Origin of the sequence: Streptomyces sp. NBC_00490 (assembly GCF_036013645.1) — a bacterium.
Classification (GTDB): Bacteria; Actinomycetota; Actinomycetes; order Streptomycetales; family Streptomycetaceae; genus Streptomyces; species Streptomyces canus_F.
Genome location: NZ_CP107869.1, coordinates 2,094,284 through 2,109,703, shown reverse-complemented (window position 1 = coordinate 2,109,703; position 15,420 = coordinate 2,094,284). Strand labels below are relative to the sequence as shown.

Sequence of the window (15,420 nt, the reverse complement as noted above, 5' to 3'; positions counted from 1 at the left end):
GGTGAGGTGCTTCCCCGATCAGTCGGTGAGGTGCTTCACCCAGCGCCGCCACTTCTCCTCGGGCGCGTACCCGGCGGCCCGCCACGCATGCTGCCCCGTCTCGTTGCGGACCAGCACCATCGCGTCCGCGCGGCGCCCGCCCAGCCGTACGAACCGCTCCTCCGCGGCCGTGAGCAGCGCCGAGCCGATGCCCTGGCGGCGCCGCTCCGGGTGCACCGCCAGCCGGTACAGATGGCAGCGCCAGCCGTCGAAGCCCGCGATCACCGTGCCGACCAGTTCCCCGTCCCGCTCGGCCAGGATCAGCGCCTCGGGGTCACGTGCCACGAGCCGTTCCACGCCGTCCCGGTCGTCGCTGATGCTCGTGCCCTCGGCGGAGATCTTCCAGAACGCCAGCACGGCGTCGAGGTCGGCGGGCGCGGCGGCCCGAAGATGCAGTTCCGTCATACGACGATCCCATCACGCACGCCGGACGGGTACGCGCCGAATTTCAGCATGCGGACGGTCACTTGCCGCCCAGCTCGGCGACGACCGGCGCGAACGCCTCCATGTACGGCTCCAGGACGGTCAGGTAGGTGAAGCCGTACGTGTCGCGCTGGGCCAGCACCTGCGCGGTGATCTGTTCCAGGGTGCCGAGCAGGAGGATGGGCAGCTCCAGCGCCTGCTCCACGGTCGCGTCCGGCACCCGTGCCACGAGCGGTGCCACGGCGGCCGCGCGGTCGTCGGTGACGGCCACCATCTGGATGAGCAGGTTCAGCTCGGCCGGCTCCTTGCGGCCGGCCGCCAGCTCCTTGTACCGGGCGAGACGTGCCGCGAAGTCCGCGCCCGCCATCGGCACCAGCTTCCCCTCGGTGCTTCCCGGCACCAGGGACGCTCCCGTGAAGGCCGCGATGTCGGCGTGCTCGGCGGCGAGCCCCAGCATCCGCTCGCCGTTGCCGCCGAGCAGCAGCGGCACCTTGGGGTCCAGCAGCCGCCCCAACTCCTCGACGGTGCGCTGAAGATGGTCCACGCGCGCGCGTGGCGAGCCGAAGGGCAGCCCGGCCGCGTCGTGCTCCGCCTGTACGTACCCGGTGCCGAGCCCGAGTTCGAGGCGCCCGCCCGTCAGCGCGTCGGTCGTGGCCACCTCGCGCGCGAGCAACGCCGGGTTCCAGAAACCCGCGTTGAGCACGAACGTGCCCAGCCGCGGCCGTTCGGTCGCCCCGGCCGCCGCGACCAGCGCCGGGAACGGGGCGGGCATGCCCAGGTGGTCGGGGACGAGGATCACGTCGTACCCGAGCTCCTCGGCCCGGCGGCACTTGGCCCGCCACTCGTCGGAGGGCGCCGGGTCGATGAAGCTGACACCGAAGCGGAACGGACGCGGCATGAACTCTCCTCGTTCGCGGGCGACTTGAGATCACACCGATTCCATCACCCGCCGGAGACGGCCGCCACCGCGCCTCACTCGTGCGCGATGGCCGTCAGCACGTTCATCCGCGACGCCCGCAACGCCGGCAACAGCGCCGCCACGACACCCACCACCGCCGAGCCGACCACGACCGCGACGATCGTGCCCCACGGGATCGCCAGCGCCGGCATGCCCTGCAACGCCAGCACCTGCTGGACGCACACCCCCCACACCAGGCCCAGCGCCAGCCCGAGGACCGCGCCGAACACCGCGATCACCACCGACTCCAGGCGGATCATCCGGCGCAGCTGACGCCGGGCGAGTCCGATGGCGCGCAGCAGCCCGATCTCCCGGGTGCGCTCCACGACCGACAGGGCGAGGGTGTTGACCACGCCGAGCACCGCGATCACGATCGCGAGCCCGAGCAGTGCGTACACGAGGTAGAGCAGGACGGCGATCTGGTCGTGGACCAGGTCCTTGTAGTCGGCGATGTCGCGCACCTGGACCTGCGGATACGGGTCGAGCGTCTTCTCCAGGTTCGCGCGCAGTTTGTCCGAGCCGGTGCCGGAGGCGGCGTTCACATAGAGCCCCGAGTCCTGCCCGCCGGGCGCGTAGCGCTGGAGCGTGTCCAGGCCGAAGTAGATGCCGCCCTGCGTCCCGAAGCCCTCCGCGGACTCCTGGTCGGTGAGGGCGCCCACGGTCAGTTCGGCCGTCTTGCGGCCCTGGAACTCCACGGGGATCGTGGAGCCGATCCGCACGTCGTGGTCGCGTGCGAAGTCCGCGTCCATGGCGATGCTTCCGGAGGCGAGCGCGGCCGCGGTGTCGCCCTGGGCGTACTTGATGTTGGCTACGTCGTCGAGCTGAGGGTCGTAGGCCGCCGCGGTCGTCTTGACGCGGTCGCCGTCCGGCAGGCGTACGGCGACCGGGGCGAACTGCGAGCGGACCACTAGCCCCACGCCGTCCGTGTCACGGACCTTCTCGGTGACCTCCTGCGGGAAGGGCACGAAGTTGCTGTTCTGGATGACGAAGTCGGCGCCCAGCGTGTCGTCGATCTGCTGGTCGAAGGACTTGGTCATGGAGGCGCTGGCCACGGACATGCCGCCGACCAGGGCGAGTCCGACCATCAACGCGGCCGCGGTGGCGCCGGTGCGGCGAGGGTTGCGCAGGGCGTTGCGCTGGCTCATCCGGCCGATCGAGCCGAACAGTGCGGGGAACGCCCCGCCGAGGACACGGATCACCGGGCGCACGAGGAGCGGTCCCGCGATCACGGTGCCGATCAGCGTCAGGACGACACCGAGGCCCAGCAGGGACGCCGCCGACGACGTGTCCGAGGAGAGGACACAGCCCAGCAGGGCTGCCGCGCCGGCCCCGAAGACGACGCCGCCCACCAGGGCGCGCATCTTCAACGGCCGCCCCACGCCCGCGATCTCGGCGTCCGCCAGCGCGGCCATGGGCGAGACACCGGCCGCGCGCCGGGCGGGAAGGTACGCCGCCACGAAGGTGACGCCCACGCCGACGACGTACGCGGCGACCGGCGTGCCCCAGCCGATGACCATCTCGCTCGACCTGATGTTCATGCCGAGTGTGTTCATCAGCGCGATGAGCCCGGCGGCGAGCCCGATCCCGGTCGCGAGGCCCAGCGTCGAGCCGACCACACCGAGCAGCATCGCCTCGGTCAGCACCGAGCGGCGCACCTGGCGCCGGTCGGCACCCAGCGCCCGCAACAGGCCCAGTTCCCGGGTCCGTTGGGCGATGAGCATCGAGAAGGTGTTGACGATGAGGAAAACACCGACGAGGACGGCGATGCCCGCGAAGCCGAGCATGACGTACTTGATGACGTCGAGGAATCCGCCCAGTGACTCGACGTCGGACTTGGCCTGCTCGTCGGCGGTCCGGATCTCGTAGTCGCCGGTGCCGATCGCGGCGGCGACGCGCTGCTTCAACTGCGCGTCGCTCACACCGTCTTCCGCGTCCACGGAGATGCCGGTGGCCGCGTCCGCGTCGCCCAGCAGCTTGGTCTGCGCGGTCGGGGTGTCCAGGAAGAGCAGGGTCGCCCCGGGGTTGGTGGTGGTGAACGTGGCGATACCGACGAGCCGGACCTTGAAGGTGCCCTGCGGTCCGATGACGCTGAGCGTGTCACCGATCTTCAGGTCCTTGCGGTCGGCGGACTCCGAGTCGAGCAGGGCCTCGCCCGCGCCGTGCGGGGCGTGCCCCGAGGTGAGTTCGACCGGACTGCGCGGACCAGGGCTCCAGTCGGTGCCGATGGTGGGGGCACCGGTGGTCGAGCCGACCGCCTCGTTCTCGCTGTCGGCGACGGTGATGTTCTGGACCTCGGCCTCCAGGCGCGCGTCGGCGACCCCGTCGATCCCGGACACCCGGTCCAGGAGCGAGGCGGGCAGGGTGGCCGTCATGCCGGAGGGGATCGCCTCGTCCAGTTCCTCGCGCGGGCTGACCGTGACATCGGGCGCGGTCGAGGCGAAGAGCCGGTCGAAGGTGCGGCTGAGCGTGTCCGAGAAGATCAGGCTGCCCGCGACGAACGCCACGGACAGGACGACGGCCAGCGCGGACAGCAGCAGCCGTCCCTTGTGGGCGAGGAAGCTGCGGAGCGTCGCCTTCAGCACGGCCTCAGTCCTTGTCGAGGGAAGGGGCGTCCGCGGGTGCGGCCCCGGGTGGCGGGCTCTCCTCGTGGTGCCCGCGGATCACGTCGAACCGCTTCATGCGTTCCAGCACGGCCTCCGCCGTGGGCCGCTCCATCTCGTCCACGATCCGTCCGTCCCCGAGGAAGAGGACCAGGTCGGAGTGGGCGGCGGCGCCCGGGTCATGGGTGACCATGACGACGGTCTGGCCCAGTTCGTCGACGGCCTCGCGCAGGAAGCCGAGGACCTCCAGACCGGCCCGCGAGTCCAGGTTGCCGGTCGGCTCGTCGGCGAAGATCAGTTCGGGCCGGGAGGCCAGCGCCCGGGCACACGCCACCCGCTGCTGCTGGCCGCCGGAGAGCTGGGCGGGCCGGTGCTTGAGCCGGTCCCGCAGCCCCAGGGTGTCGATGACCTGGTCCAGCCACTTCTCGTCGGGTTTCTTGCCCGCGATGTCCATGGGCAGGGTGATGTTCTCGGCGGCGTTCAGGGTGGGGATCAGGTTGAACGACTGGAACATGAACCCGATCCGGTCCCGCCGCAGCCGCGTCAGATCACGTTCCTTCAGCCCCGTGATCTCGGTGTCGCCGAGCCAGACCTGGCCGGCCGACACGGTGTCCAGCCCGGCCAGGCAGTGCATCAGCGTGGACTTCCCGGACCCCGACGGACCCATGACCGCGGTGAACCGGCCGCGCGCGATCTCCACGTCCACCGAGTCCAGGGCGATCACCGATGTCTCGCCCGAGCCGTACGCCTTGGTCAGACCGTGGGCGCGGGCCGCGATCCCGTCGGCCGACGCATGGCCCGGGGCGTGCTCCGCTGCGGGTGTGGACAAGGCCGCCTCCTCAAGGACGTACCGACTCCTCGGTCCCGGCAGAGGGTAGTGTGATCCACCCCACATCCGAAATCCTCCTGCGGTGCCGGTCGTTCTCCATCGCAGGTCGGGTCCCTGATTTCCGTGTAAGGGGCACGCTTAAGGGGCGGGGTCCGTGGGCATGCCCTTGCCCCTGCTAGCACTCCGGCGCTAGCGTCGAGGTATGGCGAAGACCCAGCTGAACGTGAGAGTGGACGAGGGCACCGCCCGCGCTGCTCGCGAACGCGCTCTGGCCCGCGGGATGAGTGTCAACCGCTACATCGAAGAACTCGTCAAGCAGGACACCGGGGAGGTCGGCCACACCTTCGTGGAGGCCGCCGCCGACTTCATGAAGCAGTACGAGAACGTCTTCGCCGAGGAACTGGGCGGGGAACGCGAGGGCTCGCGCGAAGGTCGCCGCTGATCCGTTGAGCCACCTCAGGATCGACCTCGCCTGGCTTCTCATGCTCGCCGACCAGAAGACCCCGGGAGACCCCCAGGTCACCGACTGGGGCGCCCTCGTCGCCGCCGTCGCGCGCCACGAGGCCGAGATCTTCGACGTCCCGGTCTACGACAGCCCGCACGCCCGGGCCGCCGCCCTGCTCCAACTCCTGATCCACGTACCGGCGTTGGAGCGCTCCAACGCCCTGTTCGCCTCCGCTGTCGCCTACGCCTATCTCGTGGCGAGCGGCCTCAAGGTCGTCACCTCGCCCGAACAGGTCCGGGAACTGGCCCGACTGGTCAAGAGCGGTGAGGCGTCCGTGCACGACATCGCGCGGGAACTGCGCCAGTGGAGCCTGTGATCAGCTTTCGGCGGGGCGCCACGCGGTGCCCAGCACACAGTAGGAGGACGGCAGCTTCGGCCCCTTCTGGGGCATCAACACCTGCCGGTAGGGGCCGAGTTCGAAGCCGGCCTTCCGCAGGGCCGCGATCGGATCGCGGGACAGATGACAGCCCCCGCTCAGGGGCGGCCACACGGTCCGGTCCAGGGCGCGCTGGGTGAGACGCATCGCCTGCCCGCCGCCCCGGCCGTGCTCGAAGAACCGCACGGCACCGCCGGGCCGCAGTACCCGCCGTATCTCCGCAAGGGCCCGTGGCAGATCCCGCACGCTGCACAGCACCAGCGAGACCACGACGGCGTCGAAGGCCTCGCTCTTGACCGGCAGCGCCTCCGCCGCACCCGGCACGACGTCGACGGGCACCCCGGAGCGCAGGGCGGCGTCCACCGCCAGCCTGCGCAGCGTGCGTTCCGGTTCGATCGCCACGACCTCCGCGACCGTGCCCGGATAGTGGGCGAAGTTCAGCCCGTTGCCCGCGCCGATCTCGATGACCCGCCCGGACACCCCGGCGAGCAGTCGTTCCCGCACACCGGCCATGCCGGCGCGGGTCTCCGCGGCGACGCTGACACGGGCGTAGTAGCGGGCGAAGAGCGGATGGTGCACGGGATCGCGCGGCAGCTTGCCAAAACCGGCGGACCGTAGCGGCATGACGACCTCCCGGACGGGACGGGGTCCACCCCGATTCTCCCCCGGATACGCCCCGCGCACCCTCGCTCGCGCGCTACGCGACGAAGTCGCGCACCCGCTCGTACACGCCGTGGTCGTTGTTCATGTCGGTGTGCGAGACGCACCCGACCTCGACGTTGGTCGCGCCGCTCAGGATCGCGGTGGTGTCCGGGGTGAGCGCGTCGTCGCAGTTCGACCAGTAGCTCGCGTACGAGACGCTCCCCGGCGTCTCGTCACCGGAGTTGAGCGAGGCCAGGAACGAACTGCCCGTGTACATCTGGGCACAGGACGTATACAGCCACGAACACCAGGAAGCGGTCGTCGTGCCGTGGTTGACGCCCGCGGTCGACACGAAGTCGTCCACGTACGCCGTCCCGCCGAGGTTCTTGAGGTAGTAGCGGGAGTTGAGCGCGCCCATGGAGTGGACGACCAGGTCGACCTTCGAGGCGCCGGTCTGGGAGAGCACGCTCTGGATCTTGGCGGACAGTTGCTGGGCGGTGGTGACGTTCGACTGCGTCCAGTCGTACGACCAGGCGAACAGCTCGGCGGAGGAGTAGCCGTCGGCCTTGAAGTCGGCGATCCAGTCGTCCCAACTGCTCGCGGAACTGCTCAAGCCGTGGACGAAGACGATCGGATTGTGGGTCGCGGCCTGAGCGGGGGCCGCGGAGAGGGGGAGTGCCAGAAGGAGCGATGAGACGACGGCCGAGACGGCCGCTGAAATGCGACGCCGGGAGCGCTGCATGATGCCTCCTGAAACGGGTGGGGTTGTCAGGAGTGTCAGGCGGGGTCTACGCGCGCCGCATCGGCGAACTCGCCGGTCTTTACGTGTCAATTAACTCGCCAGTAACGTCAAAGGTGTGCTGACTCCTGTAACCCCACCGCCCCTCGAGGGCACGTCGTCACCGCAGCCCGCGGAGGCGTGGCAGGACCTGGCCGCCGGACTCCCGGAGGGCGTCCGGGTGCGGCTGCTGCACGCGGTGCACGGCGATCCGCGCGCGGCCGCCGAAGCCGTACGGCTGCTCGGCGCACGTCAGTCGGCGGGCCTGGACCCGCTGCCGACGGAACCGGCGGAGCTGGCCCCGGCGTTGCTGCGCGCTCACCGTGCGCAGATCAGGGAACTGCCGGACGACACCAGGCTGTTGCTGCTCCTGGCCGCGGCCGACCAGTACCCCCTCGCCACCCACGCCTTCCTGCGGGCCGTGGCCGCCGCCCGGCTCGACACCCGGCCTCTGGAGGCCGCCGAGACGGCCGGGATCGCGCACGCCTCGGCGACCGGGGTCGTCTTCCGCGACACCTGGACGAGGATCGCCGCGTACGAGTCGGGATCCCCGGCGGACCGCCGCGAGGTCCACCTGCTGCTGGCCCGGGTCCTGCGCACCGGTGGTGAAACGTCCCTGCGCTCCTGGCACCGCGGCGCGGGCGCGCTCGGCCCGAGCACCCGGCTGGCGGCGGAACTGGGAGCGGCCGCGACGAGGTCCCGCGACGCGGGCCGCCTCCAGCAGGCCCGCGCCCTCGCCGAACGCGCCGCCGCGCTGAGCCCCGACCGACGCGGACAGACGTGGCTGCTGGCCCGCGCGGCGGCGTACGCCTGGCAGGCCGGGGACGGGGACCGGGCCCGCCGGCTGGCCGCACCGGTCGACGGCGGCGCGCTCACCGGGGTGCTCGCACTGCGGGCCGGCAACGCGGCGGAGGCGTTCGACGCGCTGCTGGCGGCCGTCGCGACGGAACAGGGCGACAGCGCTGAGCCCGCGGAGACGGACGCGAGGCAGACCCCGACCCGAGGCTCCGCACATGCCGCGTTCACGGCGTCGTCCCCGATGTCCCGGAACGGCCTGCCCTCGCCGTCCGCCGATGCCTCGCCCGCACCGCGCCCCCGCACAACAGCCCTCGACGTCCCCGACCCCGCCCTCCATCTCCTCGCCCGCGCCACCGAGGCCGCCATCTACACGGGCGACCTGCGTCGATGCCGGGACGCGGCCTTGGTCGCCCGGCGGCTGGGGATCGTGCCGCCGGGCACGCTCGGCGGGCTCGCGGCGGCGTTCGAGGGGCGGTACGAGGACGCGCGGGACCTTCTCGCGGCGGCGGCCGGCCGGTGCGGGCCCGGCGGAGACCCCACCCTCCTCGTGCACGCCGGCATCGCCGCACTCCTGCTCGGCGACCACACCCTCGCCGCCGCCGCGACGGTCCGCGCGGCCGCCTCGGCCCGGGTGCGCGGCGCGACGGTCGTCGTGGCGCAGGCCATGGAGTTCCGCGCCTACGCCGACTTCTGGACCGGACGCCCGCGCGCCGGGGAGGCCGCCGCGACGGACGCCCTCCGGCAGGCGTACGCCACCGGCCAGGACAACGGCGCCTGCCATCTGCAGGCCGCCCTCGCCATGTTCGCGGCACTGACCGGCGACGCCGAGGTCTGCAGGGAACGCGCCGCCACCGCACGGTCGTACGCCCGCTCGCACGGCCTCGGTCTGCCCGCCGCCCTCGCCCAGTGGGCGCTCGCCTATCTCGACCTCAGCAGTGGCCGGTTCGCCGCCGCGGCGGCCCGGCTGCGCGCCCTCGCCGGCTTCGGCCCGGGTCACGGCCACCGGGCGATCCGCCACCTGGCCACCCCGCACTACGTCGAGGCGGCCGTCCGCACCGACGACACCCGGGTCGCCCGTGCCGCCCACGCCGACTACCACCGCTGGGCGAGCGCCGTACGCAGCCCCGACGACCTGGCGCTCAGCGCCCGCTGCCGCGCCCTGCTCGCACCCGGCGCCGAAGCGGTCGAGCACTACCGCACCGCACTCGACCTCCACGCCCGCGGCACCCGGGACTTCGAACGGGCCCGCACCGAGCTGCTGTTCGGCAGCGCACTGCGCCGACTGCGCCACCGCACGGAGGCCCGCGACCGCCTGCACAGCGCTCTGGAGGCCTTCGAGCACTTCGGCGCCCCGCACTGCGCCGCCCAGGCCCGCATCGAACTCCGCGCCCTCGGCGCCCCGGCGACCCCGGCGCAGGGCGCGCCCGACGACCCCACCGTCCGTCTCACGGCCCAGCAGCTCATGGTCGCCCGCATGGCAGCCGAGGGCGCCACCAACCGCGAGATCGCCACCCGTCTCGCCCTGAGCCCGCGCACCATCGACCATCATCTGCGGGGCGTGTTCACGCGGTTGGGGATCCGGTCGCGGATCGAGCTGGTGCGGTTGCTGGGCGAAGGGGAGGCGCGGTGACGACGCAGGGACCGGCGGCGCCACGGGAATCGACGCACCTTGCCGGACCCCGCTGACGCCGACCGGGTCCGGTCAGTCGGCCGCCCGCTTCCGGAACACCTTCGCGTCCCACACCCCGTCCAGTCGCGGTGCCAGCCAACCCGGCGCCGCCGCACGGAAGTCGGCGGGCGCCAGCGACCCCGCGCCCACGGGCAGCGCTCCGAGCAGCGGCGCCCCGGAGACCTCCGGCAGATCCGCCACGTTGCAACGCGACGCCAGATCCGGGGAGTCGGGCCAGCTCCCGATCACGACACCGAGGAAGTCCAGCTTCCGGGCACGCAGTTCACGGGCCGTCAGTTCCGTCGTGTTCAGCGTGCCCAGGCCCGCCGACGCCACCACGAGCACCGGCGCCCCCAGCAGTTCCGCCGCGTCGGCCAGGGTGCCGCCCTCCTCGTCGAACCGCACGAGCAGTCCGCCCGCCCCCTCGACCAGCACCAGGTCGTGCTCGGCGGCCAGCTTGGCGGCGGCCTCGGCGACCTCCCTCGGACGCACCGGCGGGAGCCCGGCCCGCCGGGCCGCCGTCCCGGGGGCCAGCGGCTCCGGGAAGCGGGCGACTTCGGCGATCGTCACCGGTCCCGCCAGCCGCGCGACCTCCTGCGCGTCCCCGGGCTCGTCCGGACGTACGCCGGTCTGGGCCGCCTTGAGCACGGCCACGGACCGGCCCGCCGCCACCGCGGCGGCGGCGATCGCCGCGGTGGCGACGGTCTTGCCGACCTCGGTGCCCGTACCCGTGATCACCAGTACCGACATGTCATCCCTCCCCGGCCGCCGCGCACACCGCGCGCGCGATCCGTGCCACATCCGCGTCCCCCGTGACATACGGGGGCATCGTGTAGACCAGGTCGCGGAACGGCCGCAGCCACACGCCCTCGCGCACCGCCGCCTCCGTGGCGGCCTTCATGTCCACCGGACGGTCGAGCTGCACCACGCCGATCGCCCCGAGGACCCGTACGTCCCGCACACCCGGCAGCTCCCGGGCCGGCGCCAGCCCTTCTCGCAGGCCTGCCTCGATCCGCTTGACCTCGGCGAGCCAGTCCTGGCCGAGCAGCAGCTCGATCGAGGCACAGGCCACGGCCGCGGCGAGCGGATTGCCCATGAACGTGGGGCCGTGCGCGAGCACCGGGACCTCGCCCCGCGAGATGCCGTCGGCCACCTCCGACGTGCACAGCGTCGCCGCCATCGTCAGATACCCACCGGTCAGCGCCTTGCCCACACACATCACATCCGGCGTCACCGCCGCATGATCCGCCGCGAACAGCGCGCCCGTACGCCCGAAGCCGGTCGCGATCTCGTCGAACACCAGCAGCACGTCGTGCGCGTCGCACGCTTCCCGCAGCACCCGCAGATACGCGGGGGAGTGGAACCGCATCCCGCCCGCGCCCTGCACGACGGGCTCCACGATCACCGCGGCCAGCTCGTCGGCGTGCCGTGCGATCGCCGAGCGAAGCTCCTCGGCGTACGCCTCCTCGTACTCGACCGGCGGGGGCCCCACGAACACCTGGCGCTGGAGCACTCCGGTCCACAGTTCGTGCATCCCGCCCTCGGGATCGCACACCGACATCGGCTGCCAGGTGTCGCCGTGATAGCCGCCGCGCCAGGTCAGCAGCCGCTGCTTGCCCGGGCGGCCCAGCGACCGCCAGTACTGCAGGCACATCTTCACCGCGACCTCGACCGACACCGATCCGGAGTCGGCGAGGAAGACATGCTCCAGACCGTCGGGCGACATGTCGACAAGGAGCTTCGCGAGCCGTACGGCGGGCTCGTGGGTGAGCCCGCCGAACATCACATGACTCATACGTCCCAGTTGCTCGCGCGCGGCCTCGTTGAGCACCGGGTGGTTGTAGCCGTGGATGGCCGACCACCAGGACGACATGCCGTCGACGAGTTCATCCGAGCTGTCCGCCATGCGCAGCCGCACCCCGCTCGCCGACTCCACGACGAGCGGCTCGGCGCGGCCCGGCATCGGACCGTACGGGTGCCAGACATGCCGCCGGTCGAGCTCCAGCAGCTCGGAGACGGACAGCTCAGGCATTGGGCGCGAGATCCGTGCCGGCACCGCGGCGGCGTACGGCGACCAGGTCCGTACGGGGCTCGTTCACGGCGGGCTCGCTCACGGCCGGCTCGGGAGCCGCACCGCAGACGGAGCCGCACCCGGCACCCTCGTGGGAGCCGCACCCGGCACCCTCGTGCGATCCACAGCCCGCGCTCTCGTGCGATCCGCATCCGCCCCCGGCGGCGGCCACGTCCGCCCGGTGCTGCGGCAGCGTCACCTCGCCCGCGCCCTCCACCTCGAACCCGGCGTCCGCGATCATGTCCAGGTCGGCCTTGCCGGCCTGGCCCTCGCTGGTGAGGTAGTCGCCGAGGAAGATCGAGTTGGCCAGGTTCAGGGCGAGGGGCTGCATGCTGCGCAGATGGACCTCGCGGCCGCCCGCGATGCGCACCTCGACGTCCGGGCAGACGAACCGGACCATCGCCAGGATGCGCAGACAGCGCTGCGGGGTGAGGTTCCACTCCTTGGCCAGCGGGGTGCCCTCGAAGGGGATCAGGAAGTTGACCGGCACCGAGTCCGGGTCCAGCTCGCGCAGCGAGAACACCACGTCGACCAGGTCCTCGTCCGACTCGCCCATACCGGCGATGAGCCCCGAGCACGCCGACAGACCGGCCGCGTGCGCCTTCTGCACGGTGTCCACGCGGTCGGCGTAGGTGTGCGTGGTGGTGATCTCGCCGTACGTCGCCTCGGACGTGTTGAGGTTGTGGTTGTAGGCGTCGGCGCCCGCCTCGCGCAGCCGCTCGGCCTGGCCGTCGGAGAGCAGACCGAGGCAGGCGCACACCTCGACGTCCTCGTTCTGGTCCTTGATCGCCTTGATGGTGTCGGAGACCCGGTCCACGTCCCGGTCCGTCGGCCCACGGCCGCTCGCCACCAGACAGACCCGCTTGGCGCCGCCCGCGAGTCCGGCCGCGGCGGCCTTGGAGGCCTCGTCCGGCTTGAGCCAGGTGTACTTCAGGATCCCGGCCTTCGAGCCGAGGCGCTGCGAGCAGTAGGAGCAGTCCTCGGGGCACAAGCCGGACTTGAGGTTGACGAGGTAGTTCAGTTTCACCCGTCGGCCGAACCAGTGCCGGCGCACCTTTCCGGCCGCGGCCACCACATCGAGCAGGTCGTCGTCGGAGGTGGCGAGGACGGAAAGTGCTTCCTCGCGGGTCGGCAGCTCGCGCCGAAGCCCCTTGTCCACCAGCGTGTTCAGCAGGTCCATGAAAACTGATCCTGTCCTAAGGAGCCGTCTCCGGCCAAGGAGAGTTCGTACAACAGCGGCCATTCACTGTGTGGGTATTGCCACACAGTGGGTGGCTGCTCGCCCCACTAGTGTCTGTTCGCTGCCTACAAAACCCTCGGAGGACCCATGGCGTTCGGCTGGATCGACGAGCAGGCGCGGCTGCGTCGGCGCGCCGGACTCGTACGCACCCTGCGGCCCCGCCCCGCGGACTCGCCGCTCCTGGACCTGGCGAGCAACGACTACCTGGGTCTGGCCCGCCACCCCGAGGTCACCGAAGGCGCCGCGCGCGCCGCTCGGACCTGGGGCGGAGGCTCGACCGGATCCCGACTCGTCACCGGCACCACCGAGCTCCACAGCCAGCTGGAACTCGAGCTGGCCGAATACTGCGGCTTCGAGGCGGCCCTCGTCTTCTCCTCCGGCTACGCGGCCAACCTCGCCGCCGTCACCGCACTGGCCCCGCACGGCTCACTGATCGTCTCCGACGCGGGCAACCACGCCTCACTGATCGACGGCTGCCGGCTGGCCCGCGGCACGACACAGGTCGTCGGCCACGCCGATCCCGAGGCCGTGCGCAAGGCGCTCCAGACGCACGAGGGCCCCGCGGTCGTCGTGTCCGACACCGTCTTCTCGGTGGACGGCGACGCCGCCCCCCTGGCCGGGCTCGCCGAGGCATGCCGGGAGCACGGCGCGGGGCTGCTGGTCGACGACGCCCACGGCCTCGGCGTGCTCGGCGACGGCGGCCGCGGCGCCCCGCACGCGGCGGGACTCGCGGGCGCCGACGACGTCGTCGTGACGGTCACGCTGTCCAAGTCGCTCGGCAGCCAGGGCGGCGCCGTCCTCGGCCCCGCCCGGGTGATCGACCACCTGGTCAACGCGGCCCGGACCTTCATCTTCGACACGGGACTCGCTCCCGCCGCGGCGGGAGCGGCCCTCGCGGCACTGCGCCTGCTGCGCCGCGAGCCCGCGCGCGCTGAGCGGGCCCGCGAGGTGGCCGCCGAACTGCACGCACGGCTGACCGCCGCGGGTCACGAGGCGGTACGCCCGGACGCCGCGGTCGTCTCCGTGCGCGCGCCGTCCCCGGAGAAGGCCGTGCGGTGGGCGGCGGACTGCCGTACCGCGGGTCTGGCCGTGGGCTGCTTCCGTCCCCCTTCCGTGCCCGACGGCATCTCACGGCTCAGGCTGACCGCCCGCGCGGACCTCTCCGAGGCGCAGATCGAACGCGCTGTACGTGTGATCGGTGAGACACGACCATGAGTCGGCGTGACACGGCCGTGCCCGGGGTGGAAGGGATCAGAACGCGGCCGTGAACTCCGCCCAGCTCCCGGGGGAGAAGAGCAGCGCGGGTCCGGACGGGTTCTTGGAGTCGCGCACGGCGAGCAGTCCGGTCCCTGGACCGGTGTGCGGCCGAGCCGTCTCGACACAGTTGTTGGCTCCGGTGCTGTAACTGCTGCGCAGCCACCGCACCGGATGCAGATCAGTACTGGAAGGTACGTTCCGAGGCATAGCGGACATGGTGCCTCCTTACGCGCCGTCACCTATCCCGGCGATGTAATCCAACGAGTCCTCGGGCGAAAGGGCGTGGATCTGAAGAGCGTTGAAGGCCTCGGTATAGGCCTGGAGGTCTTCTTTCCGCTCGAGGTAGAGGCTACTCGTCAAGTGGTCGAGAACAACCACGTCCAGATCAGATGTGCTCGAAAATGAGAAAATTACGAAAGGCCCGGTGATGCCGATGTGGGCTCCCGCGGCGAACGGCAGCACCTGAATCCGGACTTGGGGCAACCGGGCCGCCTCCATGAGCCGCCGCAGTTGCCGCGCCATCACGTCGGGCCCGCCGATCTCCCTGCGCAGAACCGCCTCGTCCAGCACCGCGCTCAGCTTCAGCGGCGGTTCGGCCCGCAGCACGTCCTGTCTGGCCAGCCGCACCTTCACCAGCGCGTCGAGCCGCTCGTCCGGCTCCGTGCCGAGGCCGTTCACCGCGGCCCGGGTCACCGCACGCGCGTACTCGGGCGTCTGCAGCAGCCCGGGCACCACGGAGGTCTCCAGCGTGCGCATCGCACCGGCCTGGGACTCCAGACTGATGAAGTCGCGATACGTCGGTGGCAGTACCCCGCGGTACTGGTGCCACCAGTGGTGCCGCCCCCCGCCCTCGTCGGAACCCGCCAACGCCAGGAGCAACTCCCGGAGTTGGGTATCGTGCACCGCGTAGGCGTCCAGCAGTAACCGCACGTCGGCCGGTTTCACGCCGCTGGCGCCGGTCTCGATCCGGCTCACTTTCGACTGGTGCCAGCCCACCAGCCGGGCCGCCTCACCACTGGTGAGCCCCGCACTGGTGCGCAACGCACGCAGTTCGGCGCCCAGTTTCCGGCGGCGTACCGCGGGACCGTGCTGCATGGGCTACTCCTTACTCCTTCCGGGCCGCCCAAATACGGTCTTCCGTCGGAGAGTTCACCGCTTCGAGCGACAGATATATGCATATCTTGGTGGATCGGCACCGTGACCGGCCGGGTAATGGCAGTCTGGCGATGAAGCAC

General features: G+C 71.8%; 15 protein-coding genes. 4 read left to right on the top strand and 11 right to left on the bottom strand.

From position 1 onward, the window contains the following. Positions 1–18: 18 nt before the first annotated feature. From OG381_RS09450 to OG381_RS09435, 4 genes are all read right to left on the bottom strand, one after another. On the bottom strand, positions 19–444 hold the full coding sequence (locus OG381_RS09450; RefSeq protein WP_327715677.1) for a GNAT family N-acetyltransferase: 426 nt from the start codon (positions 442–444) through the stop codon (positions 19–21). Positions 445–502: 58 nt separating this feature from the next. Then, the gene (locus OG381_RS09445; RefSeq protein WP_327715676.1) at positions 503–1,360 is read right to left on the bottom strand and encodes an LLM class F420-dependent oxidoreductase; all 858 of its coding nucleotides are present in this window, start codon (positions 1,358–1,360) and stop codon (positions 503–505) included. Between the two features lie 74 nt (positions 1,361–1,434). Beyond that, positions 1,435–4,002, bottom strand: coding sequence for an ABC transporter permease (locus tag OG381_RS09440; protein ID WP_327715675.1), 2,568 nt, complete (start codon positions 4,000–4,002; stop codon positions 1,435–1,437). Between the two features lie 4 nt (positions 4,003–4,006). Then, positions 4,007–4,849: an ABC transporter ATP-binding protein gene (locus OG381_RS09435; RefSeq protein WP_327715674.1), complete on the bottom strand. Its 843-nt coding sequence runs from the start codon at positions 4,847–4,849 to the stop codon at positions 4,007–4,009. Between the two features lie 202 nt (positions 4,850–5,051). Here OG381_RS09435 and OG381_RS09430 point away from each other — a divergent pair, with 202 nt between their 5' ends. Further along, complete coding sequence (locus OG381_RS09430) at positions 5,052–5,291, top strand: toxin-antitoxin system HicB family antitoxin (protein WP_307033709.1); 240 nt, start codon at positions 5,052–5,054, stop codon at positions 5,289–5,291. Between the two features lie 4 nt (positions 5,292–5,295). Next, positions 5,296–5,670, top strand: coding sequence for a fic family toxin-antitoxin system, toxin component (locus tag OG381_RS09425; protein WP_327715673.1), 375 nt, complete (start codon positions 5,296–5,298; stop codon positions 5,668–5,670). Here OG381_RS09425 and OG381_RS09420 read toward each other — a convergent pair whose 3' ends face one another. After that, complete coding sequence (locus tag OG381_RS09420; protein ID WP_327715672.1) at positions 5,671–6,354, bottom strand: class I SAM-dependent methyltransferase; 684 nt, start codon at positions 6,352–6,354, stop codon at positions 5,671–5,673. It lies immediately after the preceding gene. Positions 6,355–6,427: 73 nt separating this feature from the next. Beyond that, complete coding sequence (locus tag OG381_RS09415; protein ID WP_327715671.1) at positions 6,428–7,114, bottom strand: esterase/lipase family protein; 687 nt, start codon at positions 7,112–7,114, stop codon at positions 6,428–6,430. Positions 7,115–7,229: 115 nt separating this feature from the next. On the opposite strand from OG381_RS09415, the gene OG381_RS09410 reads away from it, so the two are divergent. Then, positions 7,230–9,578 (top strand): helix-turn-helix transcriptional regulator, encoded by a 2,349-nt coding sequence (locus tag OG381_RS09410; protein WP_327715670.1) that lies wholly within the window; start codon positions 7,230–7,232, stop codon positions 9,576–9,578. 72 nt (positions 9,579–9,650) lie between these two features. On the opposite strand, the gene bioD is transcribed toward OG381_RS09410, so the two are convergent. The 3 genes from bioD to bioB are packed head-to-tail and all read right to left on the bottom strand — an operon-like array spanning position 9,651 to position 12,868. Then, entirely contained in the window at positions 9,651–10,367 is a 717-nt protein-coding gene (gene bioD / locus OG381_RS09405; protein ID WP_327715669.1) for a dethiobiotin synthase, read from the bottom strand. Position 10,368: 1 nt separating this feature from the next. Next, complete coding sequence (locus OG381_RS09400; RefSeq protein ID WP_327715668.1) at positions 10,369–11,649, bottom strand: adenosylmethionine--8-amino-7-oxononanoate transaminase; 1,281 nt, start codon at positions 11,647–11,649, stop codon at positions 10,369–10,371. Further along, positions 11,642–12,868, bottom strand: a complete 1,227-nt coding sequence (bioB, locus tag OG381_RS09395) for a biotin synthase BioB (protein ID WP_327715667.1) — start codon at positions 12,866–12,868, stop codon at positions 11,642–11,644. Before bioB ends, OG381_RS09400 begins: the two co-directional genes overlap by 8 nt. 147 nt (positions 12,869–13,015) lie before the next feature. On the opposite strand from bioB, the gene OG381_RS09390 reads away from it, so the two are divergent. Then, entirely contained in the window at positions 13,016–14,143 is a 1,128-nt protein-coding gene (locus OG381_RS09390; RefSeq protein ID WP_327715666.1) for an 8-amino-7-oxononanoate synthase, read from the top strand. A 36-nt stretch (positions 14,144–14,179) separates the two neighbouring features. Here the strand turns inward: OG381_RS09390 and OG381_RS09385 are convergent, their stop codons facing one another. Together OG381_RS09385 and OG381_RS09380 are read right to left on the bottom strand one after the other, a co-directional pair. Further along, a complete protein-coding gene (locus tag OG381_RS09385; protein WP_266832517.1) occupies positions 14,180–14,401 on the bottom strand; it encodes a DUF397 domain-containing protein in 222 nt (73 codons plus the stop codon). Positions 14,402–14,410: 9 nt separating this feature from the next. Then, positions 14,411–15,280 carry a helix-turn-helix domain-containing protein gene (locus OG381_RS09380; protein ID WP_327715665.1) on the bottom strand — a complete coding sequence of 290 codons (870 nt, stop codon included), beginning with the start codon at positions 15,278–15,280 and terminating at the stop codon, positions 14,411–14,413. Between the last annotated feature and the right edge of the window lie 140 nt (positions 15,281–15,420).

Coding starts and splice junctions, on each gene's coding strand:
- OG381_RS09450 (WP_327715677.1), bottom strand. CDS start 444: ATGACGGAACTGCATCTTCGGGCCGCCGCGCCCGCCGACCTCGACGCC.
- OG381_RS09445 (WP_327715676.1), bottom strand. CDS start 1,360: ATGCCGCGTCCGTTCCGCTTCGGTGTCAGCTTCATCGACCCGGCGCCC.
- OG381_RS09430 (WP_307033709.1), top strand. CDS start 5,052: ATGGCGAAGACCCAGCTGAACGTGAGAGTGGACGAGGGCACCGCCCGC.
- OG381_RS09420 (WP_327715672.1), bottom strand. CDS start 6,354: ATGCCGCTACGGTCCGCCGGTTTTGGCAAGCTGCCGCGCGATCCCGTG.
- OG381_RS09415 (WP_327715671.1), bottom strand. CDS start 7,114: ATGCAGCGCTCCCGGCGTCGCATTTCAGCGGCCGTCTCGGCCGTCGTC.
- bioD (WP_327715669.1), bottom strand. CDS start 10,367: ATGTCGGTACTGGTGATCACGGGTACGGGCACCGAGGTCGGCAAGACC.
- OG381_RS09400 (WP_327715668.1), bottom strand. CDS start 11,649: ATGCCTGAGCTGTCCGTCTCCGAGCTGCTGGAGCTCGACCGGCGGCAT.
- bioB (WP_327715667.1), bottom strand. CDS start 12,868: ATGGACCTGCTGAACACGCTGGTGGACAAGGGGCTTCGGCGCGAGCTG.
- OG381_RS09390 (WP_327715666.1), top strand. CDS start 13,016: ATGGCGTTCGGCTGGATCGACGAGCAGGCGCGGCTGCGTCGGCGCGCC.
- OG381_RS09385 (WP_266832517.1), bottom strand. CDS start 14,401: ATGTCCGCTATGCCTCGGAACGTACCTTCCAGTACTGATCTGCATCCG.
- OG381_RS09380 (WP_327715665.1), bottom strand. CDS start 15,280: ATGCAGCACGGTCCCGCGGTACGCCGCCGGAAACTGGGCGCCGAACTG.